Raw genomic sequence first — 12,527 nt, 5'->3', positions numbered from 1 at the left:
GTTTGTTCTATCCTTTTGAACTAGAAAGGTACCTCGAAGAATTGCTTCCTGCCAGGGAAGGGCTGCTTCAAGAGATGGAAAGCGTTGCCTTGGAGGAAACAATCCCTGTGGTTACACCGGCGGTCGGTCACTTCCTTGAGCTAATGGTCAAGATGACGGATGCCAAACGTATTCTGGAGATCGGTACGGCGATCGGTTATTCCACCGTTTATCTGGCCAGAGGTGCAGCCGAAACCGGAGGCAAGGTTTATACGCTGGATATGAACAGAGGGAGACTCAACAGAGCAGAAGAATATCTAAAAAAGGCCGGGCTTGCCCATTTGGTTGATTTCAGCTGTGAGAATGCGCTGCACTGCCTGCCGAAACTGACGGAAACATATGATTTGATATTTGTAGATGCAGCCAAAGGGGAGTACCTGGATTACCTTGATCTTATCACACCGCTCATTTCCCCTGGCGGGGTTCTGGTGGCGGATAATGTTCTATTCAGAGGCTGGGTTGTGCCAGGTTCGGTTTTTGACCGGAAATATGATCGAATGGTCGGTTGTATGAGGGATTTCCTGCAGCACTTGGCCTGTCTGCCGGGATTTGAGGTAAGCGTACTTCCATTTGGCGACGGCATTGCGCTGGCCAGAAAAAACAAGTAGGAAATTCAGGCAAGATACGAAGTGAGGATTAACGTATTTAAATAAGATATTTGGTTAATGTATTTGGTGAGGATATTAGGATATTAGGATATATGAGGAGAAATAATGTCAGGTAAGAAGGCTGCGAACGGGTTTCTTGCAATTGTCAGCGGATTGATTCTAATCGCTGTCATGTTGCTGACGGTGATTGAACAATGCGTCTTTGATCTCAATTTCTTCCGGTCGGAATATAACAAACTGGACACGGTATCTGTGACCGGGATGCCGGAAAAAGATCTGATGCTGACGACCACGGAACTGCTGGCTTATATCCAGGGGGACAAGGATAACCTTGAAATCCGTGCAGAGATTAACGGTCAGGAAAGACAGGTGTTTAATCAGCGGGAAATCGTCCATATGGCAGATGTTCAAAGGTTGTACCTGAGCAGCCGCATGGTTCGCAACGCAGGTCTGATTGTCCTGTTTCTGTTTCTGATCTTACTAAGGATAAGCAACGGGAAGAAATACTTCCGTTCCTGGGCCAGCGGCTTTCTGGCCGCGGCAGTCATATTTCTCTGTATATTCGGGGCAGTAGGGATTGCGGTCTGGCGGGATTTTCAAGTGTTCTGGGACAGCTTTCACTATCTGATTTTTACGAATGACCTTTGGCTGCTTGATCCGGAGACCGATATCCTGATCCAAATGGTGCCGGAGCAGTTCTTCTTTGATCTGGTTATCAGAATTCTGGCTTTTTTTGGTTCTGCTGTACTGATCCTCGCTCTTATCGCTGCAAGAATCCGGTTCGTCTATCAGAAAGTATAAGTACCGTTGAGCTTGATGACCGGTTATACAATTGATAAATATTAATAATTTTTTAAGAACAGAAAGGAAGCTTGATAATATGCTAAGATTTGACGGAAGAAAGCCCGATGAAATCCGACCTGTGAAGATTACCAGGAAGTTTACGGACCTTCCCGAAGGCTCCGTCCTGATTGAGGTCGGGAAAACCAGGGTGATTTGTACGGCTACTGTTGAAGATAAAGTACCGCCATTTAAAAAGGGGACCGGCAGCGGCTGGGTTACAGCGGAATACTCTATGCTTCCGAGGGCGACGGCCGTGCGCAATCAGCGTGAGGCTTCCAAGGGAAAATTGGGCGGAAGGACAATGGAGATTCAGCGGTTGATCGGCAGGGCGCTGCGTTCCATTGTCGATCTGAGTAGACTTGGAGAAAGGACCATCTGGCTGGATTGTGATGTCCTTCAGGCAGACGGCGGGACCAGGACAGCTTCGATTACGGGTGCTTATGTTGCCCTGGCTGATGCTGTAAACTACCTGCTCAAAAATCAATTGATTAAGCAGGACCCTTTAATAGACAGTATTGCGGCCATTTCTGTAGGCAAAGTAGATGGGATACCTGTAGCCGATCTTGCCTATGAGGAGGATTCCAAAGCCGAAGTCGATATGAATATTGTGATGACCGGTTCGGGGCGTTTTGTAGAGATTCAGGGTACTGCAGAAGGTCAGCCGTTTGACCAAGAGGATCTGAATGCATTCTTAAACCTCGGGGAATCGGGTATTCAAAAACTCAGCGCTTTGCAGAAGGAAGCGCTGGCCAAAGAGCTTCCGGTAGCATAGTCCGAAGGAGGTTTGTAAGGATGCAGGTCTTGCTTGCGACAATGAATAAGGGCAAAGTAATGGAACTGGAGGAATTGCTTAACGACGAAAAAATCGAAATTCTGTCGTTAAGCGATCTTCCGGATTATCAGGAGGTTGAAGAGTCTGGCAGTACATTTGCCGAAAATGCTTTTATTAAGGCGCGGGCTGCCTGCGCCGCGGGAAAAATGATTACGCTGGCAGACGATTCAGGGCTTGAAGTGGATGCTCTGGCGGGAGCACCCGGCATTTTTTCGGCACGCTATGCCGGGGAACCGAAAAATGATGAGCATAATATAGAAAAACTTCTGACAGACCTGGAAGGCGTACCTGAGGAAAACAGGACTGCCCGCTTCCGCTGTGCACTGGCGATCATCTGTCCTGACGGCCAGGAATATTTGACGGAGGGATCGGTTGAAGGAAGAATACTGACCGAGAGAATTGGAACCGGTGGGTTCGGTTATGACCCTGTGTTTTACCTGCCTGACCTCCAGAAAACGATGGCCGAGCTTAGTCTGGATGAAAAAAATTGTCTCAGCCACAGAGCCCGGGCTTTTGCAAAAGCAGTTCCATTGCTGACAGCATTAATGAAATCATTTTGATCGTTATTTTGATAGTAAAATGACAATCTGAGGTATAAAAAGATCAATAGAAATTTGAAGAAATTTGAAATGCATAAAATTAAAATGTTTCTTGACTAGTTTTTTCTCTTGGGATATACTATTCATTGTCACAAAAAGCGGCGGGGTATAGCGCAGTTTGGTAGCGCGCCTGCCTTGGGAGCAGGAGGCCGGGGGTTCAAATCCCTCTGCCCCGACCATAATCAATGCTGCAGTGATTAAAACATGCGCCTGTAGCTCAGCCGGATAGAGCATCTGCCTTCTAAGCAGGTTGTCGGGGGTTCGAATCTCTCCAGGCGCACCATTTTTCATTTAAAAGTGTATTTCTCAAAAACAAAAAAATATTCATGGTGGATGTGGCGAAGTGGTTAACGCACCGGATTGTGGCTCCGGCACTCGTGGGTTCAAGTCCCATCATTCACCCCATATAAAAAGATTAGGCTTTATCGCAAGATAAAGCTTTATTATTAGGAATGATGGGACTTGAACAGGAAATGCGACCTATGGAAGCATTTACCCGCCCCGGCGTGATAGCCGCGAAGCGACGGAGCAAGTCCCATCATTCACCCATCAGTAATTCTCCTAATGGCTTCAATTGAATAATCCACTTCCTTGTTGGTATTATAGTGCCCAAATGAGAAGCGTAGAGTTCCAGTTGGATAAGTTTTCAATGTTTTATGAGCATTTGGAGCGCAATGCAAACCTACCCTTGTCATCACGCCATAGCGATTGTCAAGTTCAAACGAAATCTCGGCAAGATCGCGTTTGGTGGTCTGGATGGATACAACCGCTGTGCGATTGGTTATATCCGGCCTCCCAATAATCCGAATATCCGGTAATGATTTCAGCTTTTTCAAAAAACGGGCGGTCAATTCGAGTTCTTTTTCTCGAATCTTATCAATGCCTGTTTCCAATAGATACCGCAAAGCTGCATGAAGTCCGAAAATTCCCGGAAGATTCATCGTGCCTGCTTCAAATCGGTCCGGCATGAAGCCTGGTACTTCCTCTGTATGGGATAAACTCCCCGTTCCGCCGCTGATAAGGGGGTTTATTAACGGAAACATAGCTTCTGTCGTGATAAAGCCGCCGATCCCCTGTGGTCCCAGTAAACCCTTGTGTCCGGTAAAAGCGAGGACATCAATACCCATTGCCTGCATATCGATTGGAATAACTCCAGCCGTCTGGGCACTATCAATAATAAAAGCCAACCCCTGTTCTTTGCAAAAACTGCCTACTTTCTGAATAGGAAGAAGTGTCCCGCAAACGTTGGAAGCATGGGTCATGACGATCGCTTTAGTGTTCGGCCTGAGCAGCCTGGGTACTTCTTCGAACAATAACTCTCCATCCTCAGTACAGGGAATCCTGTCAAATTCTACTCCGGAAGTTTGAAGCTGGATCAAAGGCCGCATGACCGCGTTATGTTCCATTGCTGAAACAAGCACATGATCGCCATTATGCAAGAAGCCTTTTAAGATCATATTTAAACTAGTTGTGATATTTGGAGTGAAAATAACGTTTTTACAGTTGGGGTAATTGAATAACTCACAAATGAGTTCTCTGGTTTCAATCACAATTTCATCCGCTGTATAGGCACTTTCGTAGCCACCCCGACTGATATTTGCACCGATACTCTGCATGTAGTGCACTACTGCAGCAGAAACTGAAGCTGGTTTAGGAAAAGTTGTACAAGCATTATCAAAATATATTTTGGTGAGATTCATTTTTTCCCTTTCTAACTGATGTTATTCAGCTTATATTATAGCTCAATTTTGTTGCGTTAATATATTGGAATAATCTATTCATAAAGACTTTTATTATTGAAAATTTCAATTTTTTTTTATAAACCTATTATGGTAATATTATCTCCATATGTTAGACACATAATGTCTAAATAATGATATTACAGAAGGAGGTCATTGAAGAGTGATCAAAAACGAAAAGATTGTAATTGTTATCGCTGGAATTATCATTGGTATTATTTCTGTCACACTGGTGCTTCTAGGCAATCCAGCCAATATGGGCTTTTGTATTGCCTGCTTTGTCCGTGACACAGCAGGTGCGCTGGGTTTGCATCGGGCCACTGCCGTCCAATACATACGACCGGAAATTATTGGTTTGGTTTTGGGATCCTGTCTGATGGCTTTAAGTAAAAAAGAATTCTCACCGCGAGGTGGTTCTTCCCCTTTAACGCGGTTTATTCTTGGATTTTTTGTTATGATCGGAGCGCTGATGTTCCTGGGATGCCCCTTCCGGATGATTCTACGACTTGCCGGCGGAGACTTAAATGCTCTCGTTGGCTTGGTTGGATTCATCTGTGGCATTTTAGCAGGGATATTCTTCCTTAACAGGGGCTATACATTAAAAAGAACCTATAGTCTTCCGAAAATTGAGGGAGTCATATTCCCGGTGATACAAATTGTGTTTCTTTCTTTACTCTTGGCAGCGCCTGCCTTTATTTATTTTACGGAAGCAGGAGCCGGTCCCGGAGCCAAACATGCCGTGATCGCAATTTCTCTAGCTGCGGGTATCCTTGTCGGTATCTTAGCGCAAAGAACCCGACTTTGCATGGTTGGCGGCATTCGGGATCTAGTATTATTTAGAGAATGGAAATTGTTGCTTGGTTTTCTGGCTATCCTGGCATCTGCTTTTGTTATGAATACCGCTACCGGTAACTTATCCGTGGGATTTGCCAATCAACCCATTGCCCATACGGACGGTTTATGGAATTTTCTCGGTATGCTTACGGTTGGTTTTGGCTCGACACTCCTTGGAGGCTGTCCGCTTCGGCAAATGATTCTTGCCGGCGAAGGCAATACGGACTCCGTTATTACAGTGATTGGCCTATTTGCCGGCGCAGCCTTTGCGCACAATTTTTCTTTAGCTTCTTCAGCTAAAGGACCTACGACCAACGGCATGATCGCGGTCGCTATTGGTTTGGTTGTCATGCTGATAATCGCTGTGGTCAACACCCGGAAGGCCGCTGCAACTGTGAATAATTGACATACGCTTTGATATTTATTCAAATGTAAAAAATTACATTACATTGAGAGGAGAATTGACATGCTCGATGCAAGAGGCCGTTCATGTCCAGAGCCTGTTATCATGATCAAGAAAGCAATGGCTTCCAACGAGGATGAATATACCATACTGCTTGACAACCGTACCTCTTTGGAAAATGTCTCACGTTTTGCGAGAGTTGCAGGATATCATAGTGATTATACTGAAGAAAATAGGATCTTTACATTGAAAATAACAAAAAAATAATAATGCAGCACAAACATCGAAGGGAAATCCACTTATGGAATACATCGCAACCTTTTATTCGCATTATGGCGCGATGCGCTTTAAAAAAAAGTGTATAGCCAATAACCTTCATGCGGTCGTAATGCCTGTTCCCAGAAGTCTCAGCTCTTCTTGCGGCAGCTGCGTCAAGTATGAAGATCACCGGGACTTTGTTGCACCGGAAAATCCGGATGAAGAGATTGAACAAATAGTCTGCATTGAAACAACCGGGTACCGGCAGGTATATAAGGCTAAAGGAGCATAATTGCTTATAGTTTGTTTCTAACCCAAGTATAGTTATAAATACTAATTATAAAAATTAATTACTTGTATTCTGTAAAATAATTGGTTAAAATCCAGGTAGGTTAAGAAATCAAATACAGCATGAGAAACGGTGTTTTTTCAAAGGTAGAAGCCCGCAAACACGCATGGATTATGGCTTGTGGTATCGCGGCAGTCACAGAGTGATTGTGGCTCCGGCACTCGTGGGTTCAAGTCCCATCATTCACCCCATATAAAAAGATTAAGCTTTATCGCAAGATAAAGCTTTTTGATTACCCGCCCCGGCGTGATTGCCGCGAGGCAGCGGAGCAAGTCCCATCCTTTTTTTCATCATGGGGTTCGTCAGTAACCTGACCCCTTTAGGGTGGTGCAATTTTTTTTATGGTGATGCTGCCTGCGTCGTGGCGGATGCTTCCGCGGATAGACCGCTCTGGCCGCTGCTGTTTAATGCAATGATTTTATAATAATAGGTTATCTCCGAATCTAGGCCTGTATCCGTGTAAGGGAGCGCTGCCACATTTTCCGCTATCGTACTGTAGGTGCCCTCGGGAGAGGACGCCCTGTAAACAGCTTGATCTTGTAATAATAAGTATTGCCTGATGTCAGGCTGCCATCTGTATAATTGGTATATACCGTCGAGGCAATCTCTGTATAGGTCCCTGAATACGAAGCCGAGCGGTAGACCGCGTAAGAGGTCATTCCACTGATTAAATTCCAGGAAAGATAGATTTGCCCTGGTCCGGAGGATTTCGCTGAAAGGCTTGAGAAAGATGCAAGGGTCGTGGCGCCGGCATAGGAAGAAAGTGACCATGAAACAAGTATACCATTTTTTGGTTTATTATCTGTAAATTATTTGTAAATCCTTTGGAGTATTCAATTTAATTTTTTATTGTTATTCTTATTAAAATCAGCCATAATAGAAATCAGCAAGAAGATGGGAGGCCTGTTTGTGACAGAAAGATATGTTCAGACTGTGGAAAGAGCGCTGGATATATTGGAAGTGCTGGCCAGTTCTAGGGAATCATTCGGCGTGACTGAAATTGGCAGCAAGATAGGGCTGCATAAAAGCACGGTACATCGGATTATTCAGACTTTATGCTATCGGGGATATGTCGAAAAAGAGAAAGACAGGGAACGGTACCGTCTCGGGATAAAAATAGCCGAAGTTGGCAACGCATTTTTCAATCAGCTTGAAGTCCGGAAGGTTGCCGAACGCTATCTGGAAAGCCTGGCTAAAACCTTTGATGAAGTAGTTCATCTGGTCCTGCCCGACAACGGCGAAGTGGTGTTTATCGATCATAAGGAAAGTTCCCAGTTGATCGGCATGCACTCCAAGGTAGGCAGCAGAGGCTACATGCATTGTACGGCGGTTGGTAAAGCAATCCTTTCCACTTTGCCGGAAGAGGAAGTAAGGCTTATTCTGCAGAAAAAGGGTATGCCCCGTTTTACTCAGCAGACGATTACAGATCCGGAAAAACTGATCGAACAGCTGAAGGAAATAAGAAAAACAGGCATTGCAGTTGCCGCTGAAGAAACTGAAGTCGGGGTCATTAACATAGGAACGCCCATTTATGATTATTCGGGCGGAACTATTGGCGCGATCAGCATTTCCGGGCCAATTAACAGGCTGATGGAGAAAGGGATTGAAAAGGTCGGTCAGGAAATCAAGCGTGTTGGTCAGGATATATCCATCAGATTAGGATATTCTGGCCGCTGATATTACAATAATCTGCCAAAAGAAACGCTTGACGGAAGTAGAAAACTAGTACATAATATTAATACTACATTTTCAAATATTTCAGAATCTTTCTGTGTTAGTTTGCATAAAATAACCAAAAGATCAGAATCAAGCCTTCAGCAAAAAAAATCAAAAGATGGACACAAAAATAGGTTTAGATCAGATATGAAACGGTGTTTCAAAGAATAAAACAAACTTATTTTTATGCGTACAAAATGAAACAGTGTATCATGCAGTGAGACGAGAGTGGGGGGGTAATTGATTATGATGAGAATTTCATCAATAGCTTATAATCAGGATAGAGATTGTATAGGATGCGCTATCAGAGATGAAAAGCAAATATCCACCTATATTCTGTCTTTTCAGATTGCAGACCAGTTGCTGTCGCGGTATCAAGGAAAATGGGGTATTTCCGGCAACGGGATTACACTTCTTTTTACGGATCTAGACCATCCGCTGACGATTGATTATGATTCCGGGATCATTAATTACGGATCCCTTACGACAGCATTTTATCATCGCTATAACCCTGCCAAGGGGCTGACAGTGCTGGTTGAGGATATTTGTTCCGACCTTGCGATCCCGCAAAGTGAGCCCATTGAATATGAAGAATATTTTTTTAGATTGTTCGTCAAACTTGTGGAAATTTTCCATGCCCGATGCAATGTTCAGATCTTACCTGGTAAAAATGAAGGCGAATGGGAAATCCGTTTAGGCGAGGGGGAAGCTTCCGGCTGGATCGGAAAAGATGGAATTGCCGAAAACCGGTTTGGTGAAAAAATCGATATAAAACAATGGCAGAGTCTCAGGATTGAAAAAGCAGCGCTTTATGTCTTTGGTTTTAACTCTTTCTGCAAAAACTTCCAGTGTCCGATTAAATAAGGACACTATTTTTTTGTATTAATTTTTGTTTGACAGGGCAAAATTTTTTAAGTATAATACTGTTTGCGTGTTAGAACCGTCAGAATATTGCATAACCGGTTTTCATTCCAATGGGGTATCGCCAAGCGGTAAGGCATCGGACTCTGACTCCGACACCGGTGGTTCAAATCCATCTACCCCAGCCAACTTTTACATGCGGGAGTGGCGGAACTGGCAGACGCACTGGATTTAGGTTCCAGCGGGTAACTCCGTGCAGGTTCAAGTCCTGTCTCCCGCACCAAAATTGATGATTTCGAGGCAGTTGACCTATAAAGAAGGTTGACTGTCTTTTTTGTTTCTGCATTTCCAGCCTTAGATTTCGTTTCTTACGCACTAGATAATAAATCGGCAAAATGGAGGTGCCGCAACAAAGAAGTCGCAGAAGAGTAACACCAAATGTGAAAAAATCGAGAAAAAGTATTTAAATGTCGACCGGCAATTATTATAATATGGATGTAGCAGGAATAATCCCGGATTCTTGGACTAGAATATCTTTCATATATAATTATCTGATCCGGTTCATAATATAAATAGTAATGACACCAAATGAAGAGAGTGTTTGGAAGGGGAAAAAAGAAGTGTCGGGAGTTCTGATTTTTTCATCAAACTATGGTGAAGGACATTTCCAGGCAGGTGAAGCACTCGCCGAAGCTTTTCGTCATCAACTTTCGCCAATAGAGGTAAAGCACTTAGATTTTGGTTCTTTTTTTTACTTTAACACGGATTATTTTATGAGGAAAGCCTACGCAACAATGATCAAGAAGACGCCAAGACTCTGGAGAATACTCTTTGAAAAGACGGCAGGATTGACTGCCGAAGATTGCCGGAAGTTTGTGCGGGGATTGGAAACGAAGAAGCTGTTGGACTGCATCTGGAAGTTTAATCCTGATGTGATTGTAAGTACCCATTTTATACCGGCTGCCATATTGGGTGAACTGAAGCTGAAAGGGCTCCTTTCTGTTCCGCTGGTCACGGTGGTGACGGACTACCTTGTTCACGGCGTATGGATCCACTCCGGAACGGATAAGTATATTGTAGGTTGCAAGGATGCCTGTACCAGGCTCGTGGAGGCAGGAATAGCGCCCCAGAACGTGATTCAGTCCGGGATCCCTCTCCGGTTAAGATTTGAAGAACCCATGCAAAAAAGCGCTGCTAAACAAAAACTGCGGCTTGACCTGGACCGGAAGACGGTACTTATCATGGGTCTTAACGGTAAGCCCGTAAGCAATGTTTCAGAACTGAAGGATATTGTCCGGAACTTGGCTCAGGATATTTCGGCACAATTATTGGTGGTTTGCGGCTACAATAAAGAGCTGTACCATGCGCTTAACAGTGAAATTAGGGAAACGAATCTTTGCATCAGACTCTACGGTCATGTCGACAATGTTCAGGAATTGATGGCAGCTTCTGATCTTATGATCACTAAAGGAGGAGCATTGACAATTTCCGAAGCACTGACCATGGGACTTCCCTTGCTGATGTACAGACCCATCCCGGGGCATGAAAAAGGAAATGCTTATTTCGTTGAACAAGCGGGAGCGGGGAAGGCTTTCGGTACCCCAGATGAACTGATCCGCTACACAGTAGAACTGTTTAAGCATCCTGCCAGACTGGAAACAATGAGTTTAGCGGCACGGATGATACTGCCGGTCAATCCTTCACAAAATGCAGCTGCCTATATTTTGACACTCGGGAAAAACATCAAAACCAATCCGTTCAAAACAGAAGCGATATAATACCCGGCAGAAAATCTGCCCGTCATTGTATTTCAAAACAAGGGTTAACAAGGCACTAGATTTAAACAGAATATCAAGCGTTTTCCTTGATTCTTTGAAAAACTTCTGATAATATTAACTGGTCAATATCAGGTTTACTGGAAAGGGGAAACGGATGTTTCCTCTTTCTGAACTTGTTGCTTTTTTCCAGGGATTTACGCTTAAGCTAGGTTTGCATTTTTTTGAAAAAGGGCAGAATATCCTGGTGTGAAATGTTGATACTATTTAAATATAAAAAATAATGTAAGGTTAAATTCCAAGGAGGAGCGGACATGTCTGTCAAGATCGAAAAGAAGAACAATAACATCTACGAAATGGAAATTACGGTTGGGGTTGAAGAGGTTTCTGCAGCTTTTGACCGGGTGATGAAAAGAGCTGGCCAGGGACTCAGCATACCAGGTTTTCGCAAAGGAAAAGCCCCCAAGCATATAATAGAAAGGTATGTTGATAAAGACGCTGTGAAAAATGAAGTGATGGAGCAGGTCTCTTACCCGGCTTTATTTGAAGCCTATAAAGAGCATTCTATTACGCCAGTTTCCAGGCCGGCTATGCAGGTCGTCCAATTTGAGGCAGATAAAGATCTCATTTTTAAAGTTACGGTAGAGACCAAACCTGATGTAGAGCTGGGACAATATAAGAGTCTTGGCATCGAAAGACAGGCTGTTGAGGTTACAGACGAGCAGGTGGCCGAAGAACTGGAACGCCGTCAAAACAGACATGCTAAACTTATTCCGGTTGAAGACGGAGAAATCATTGACCAGGATATCGTCACGATTGACTTTGAAGGATTCCTGGGTGATGTGCCGTTTGAAGGAGGAAAAGGCGAGAATCACGAGTTAACCATCGGTTCCGGCACTTTTATCCCTGGATTTGAGGAACAATTAAAGGGTGCTAAGAGTGGTCAGGAACTCGAAATCAGTGTCAAGTTCCCGGAAGGCTATCACAGCGAAGAGCTTTCCGAAAAAGATGCCATGTTTAAAGTCAAGATCAACGGTATTAAGAGAAAAGAACTGGCGGCTCTGGACGACGAGTTTGCCAAAGACGTCAGCGAATTTGACACGTTGGAAGAATTGAAGCAGGATATCAGAGAAAAGATGATTTCAGCTGCAGAAGCCAGACGTGACAACGAATATAAGACCGAAGTTATTAAGAAGGTCGCTGAAAACGCAGTCTGTGAAATTCCTGAAGGAATGAAACAGGAGCGCATTGATGCGTTAATGGAAGACCTGCAGCAGAACATGTCCTATCAAGGAATTTCCATGGAGCAGTATTGCCAGTATGTCAATACCAGCAGAGAAGCGCTTCGCGAATCCTTCAGCCAACAGGCAACTGATGGACTAAAAACTGAACTTGTCCTCGAAGCAATTGCGGAAAAAGAAGGAATTACGGTTACCGATGAAGAAATTGAATCCGAGATTAATAGAATGGCTATGCAGTATGGCAGGACAGCTGAAGAACTGAAGTCAGCTCTTGAAGCTCGCGGCGAGATGCAGATGTTCAAAATGAGTTTAACATCAGAGCATACCGTTGATTTCCTGGTCAAGAACAATGGAGCAGGGCAGGAAAGTGCCGCAGCACAGAACACGGATTCAGAGAGTAATGTAACGGAGGAAAATGAATAAGATAGTT

Annotated in this window: 13 protein-coding genes and 5 tRNA genes; 17 read left to right on the top strand and 1 reads right to left on the bottom strand. The window is 44.1% G+C overall.

The window, feature by feature from the left end:
- Window positions 1-2: 2 nt before the first annotated feature.
- The 7 genes from AB3489_RS13005 (at window position 3) to AB3489_RS12975 (ending at window position 3,326) form a co-directional block, all read left to right on the top strand.
- A complete protein-coding gene (locus AB3489_RS13005) occupies window positions 3-647 on the top strand; it encodes a class I SAM-dependent methyltransferase (RefSeq protein ID WP_019224751.1) in 645 nt (214 codons plus the stop codon).
- Window positions 648-752: 105 nt separating this feature from the next.
- Window positions 753-1,448, top strand: coding sequence for a TIGR01906 family membrane protein (locus AB3489_RS13000; RefSeq protein ID WP_019224752.1), 696 nt, complete (start codon window positions 753-755; stop codon window positions 1,446-1,448).
- Window positions 1,449-1,527: 79 nt separating this feature from the next.
- Entirely contained in the window at window positions 1,528-2,262 is a 735-nt protein-coding gene (gene rph, locus AB3489_RS12995) for a ribonuclease PH (RefSeq protein WP_019224753.1), read from the top strand.
- A 20-nt stretch (window positions 2,263-2,282) separates the two neighbouring features.
- Complete coding sequence (locus AB3489_RS12990) at window positions 2,283-2,882, top strand: XTP/dITP diphosphatase (RefSeq protein ID WP_019224754.1); 600 nt, start codon at window positions 2,283-2,285, stop codon at window positions 2,880-2,882.
- A 141-nt stretch (window positions 2,883-3,023) separates the two neighbouring features.
- Window positions 3,024-3,100 (top strand) — tRNA-Pro (locus AB3489_RS12985).
- 27 nt (window positions 3,101-3,127) lie between these two features.
- Window positions 3,128-3,204: transfer RNA gene (locus AB3489_RS12980), tRNA-Arg, on the top strand.
- Between the two features lie 46 nt (window positions 3,205-3,250).
- Window positions 3,251-3,326 (top strand) — tRNA-His (locus AB3489_RS12975).
- A 137-nt stretch (window positions 3,327-3,463) separates the two neighbouring features.
- Here the strand turns inward: AB3489_RS12975 and AB3489_RS12970 are convergent.
- Window positions 3,464-4,621, bottom strand: a complete 1,158-nt coding sequence (locus tag AB3489_RS12970; protein ID WP_019224755.1) for an aminotransferase class V-fold PLP-dependent enzyme — start codon at window positions 4,619-4,621, stop codon at window positions 3,464-3,466.
- Window positions 4,622-4,823: 202 nt separating this feature from the next.
- Between AB3489_RS12970 and yedE the strand changes: the two genes are divergently transcribed.
- The 10 genes from yedE (at window position 4,824) to tig (ending at window position 12,520) form a co-directional block, all read left to right on the top strand.
- Complete coding sequence (yedE, locus tag AB3489_RS12965; RefSeq protein ID WP_019224756.1) at window positions 4,824-5,900, top strand: YedE family putative selenium transporter; 1,077 nt, start codon at window positions 4,824-4,826, stop codon at window positions 5,898-5,900.
- Between the two features lie 60 nt (window positions 5,901-5,960).
- Window positions 5,961-6,164 (top strand): sulfurtransferase TusA family protein, encoded by a 204-nt coding sequence (locus tag AB3489_RS12960; protein ID WP_019224757.1) that lies wholly within the window; start codon window positions 5,961-5,963, stop codon window positions 6,162-6,164.
- Between the two features lie 34 nt (window positions 6,165-6,198).
- Window positions 6,199-6,447: a DUF3343 domain-containing protein gene (locus AB3489_RS12955; RefSeq protein ID WP_019224758.1), complete on the top strand. Its 249-nt coding sequence runs from the start codon at window positions 6,199-6,201 to the stop codon at window positions 6,445-6,447.
- A 349-nt stretch (window positions 6,448-6,796) separates the two neighbouring features.
- On the top strand, window positions 6,797-6,928 hold the full coding sequence (locus AB3489_RS12950) for a hypothetical protein (RefSeq protein ID WP_282432031.1): 132 nt from the start codon (window positions 6,797-6,799) through the stop codon (window positions 6,926-6,928).
- 485 nt (window positions 6,929-7,413) lie between these two features.
- Window positions 7,414-8,181, top strand: coding sequence for an IclR family transcriptional regulator C-terminal domain-containing protein (locus tag AB3489_RS12945; RefSeq protein ID WP_019224759.1), 768 nt, complete (start codon window positions 7,414-7,416; stop codon window positions 8,179-8,181).
- A gap of 285 nt (window positions 8,182-8,466) precedes the next feature.
- Window positions 8,467-9,084, top strand: a complete 618-nt coding sequence (locus tag AB3489_RS12940; RefSeq protein WP_019224760.1) for a hypothetical protein — start codon at window positions 8,467-8,469, stop codon at window positions 9,082-9,084.
- Between the two features lie 111 nt (window positions 9,085-9,195).
- Window positions 9,196-9,269, top strand: a tRNA-Gln gene (locus tag AB3489_RS12935).
- A 10-nt stretch (window positions 9,270-9,279) separates the two neighbouring features.
- Window positions 9,280-9,364: transfer RNA gene (locus tag AB3489_RS12930), tRNA-Leu, on the top strand.
- Window positions 9,365-9,701: 337 nt separating this feature from the next.
- Window positions 9,702-10,859: a glycosyltransferase gene (locus AB3489_RS12925; protein WP_019224761.1), complete on the top strand. Its 1,158-nt coding sequence runs from the start codon at window positions 9,702-9,704 to the stop codon at window positions 10,857-10,859.
- A 311-nt stretch (window positions 10,860-11,170) separates the two neighbouring features.
- Window positions 11,171-12,520: a trigger factor gene (tig, locus tag AB3489_RS12920; protein WP_019224763.1), complete on the top strand. Its 1,350-nt coding sequence runs from the start codon at window positions 11,171-11,173 to the stop codon at window positions 12,518-12,520.
- Window positions 12,521-12,527 lie beyond the last annotated feature (7 nt).

Source organism: Dehalobacter sp. TBBPA1 (assembly GCF_040931655.1).
In the GTDB taxonomy this organism is placed as follows: Bacteria; Bacillota; Desulfitobacteriia; order Desulfitobacteriales; family Syntrophobotulaceae; genus Dehalobacter; species Dehalobacter restrictus.
Note: the sequence above shows the minus strand (reverse complement) of the source record. Positions and strands in the feature narration are given on the sequence as shown.

Excerpts from the sequence above, each read along its gene's own strand:
- AB3489_RS13000 (WP_019224752.1), top strand. The coding sequence starts at position 753 with ATGTCAGGTAAGAAGGCTGCGAACGGGTTTCTTGCAATTGTCAGCGGA.
- rph (WP_019224753.1), top strand. The coding sequence starts at position 1,528 with ATGCTAAGATTTGACGGAAGAAAGCCCGATGAAATCCGACCTGTGAAG.
- AB3489_RS12990 (WP_019224754.1), top strand. The coding sequence starts at position 2,283 with ATGCAGGTCTTGCTTGCGACAATGAATAAGGGCAAAGTAATGGAACTG.
- AB3489_RS12970 (WP_019224755.1), bottom strand. The coding sequence starts at position 4,621 with ATGAATCTCACCAAAATATATTTTGATAATGCTTGTACAACTTTTCCT.
- AB3489_RS12960 (WP_019224757.1), top strand. The coding sequence starts at position 5,961 with ATGCTCGATGCAAGAGGCCGTTCATGTCCAGAGCCTGTTATCATGATC.
- AB3489_RS12955 (WP_019224758.1), top strand. The coding sequence starts at position 6,199 with ATGGAATACATCGCAACCTTTTATTCGCATTATGGCGCGATGCGCTTT.
- AB3489_RS12950 (WP_282432031.1), top strand. The coding sequence starts at position 6,797 with ATGGGGTTCGTCAGTAACCTGACCCCTTTAGGGTGGTGCAATTTTTTT.
- AB3489_RS12940 (WP_019224760.1), top strand. The coding sequence starts at position 8,467 with ATGATGAGAATTTCATCAATAGCTTATAATCAGGATAGAGATTGTATA.
- tig (WP_019224763.1), top strand. The coding sequence starts at position 11,171 with ATGTCTGTCAAGATCGAAAAGAAGAACAATAACATCTACGAAATGGAA.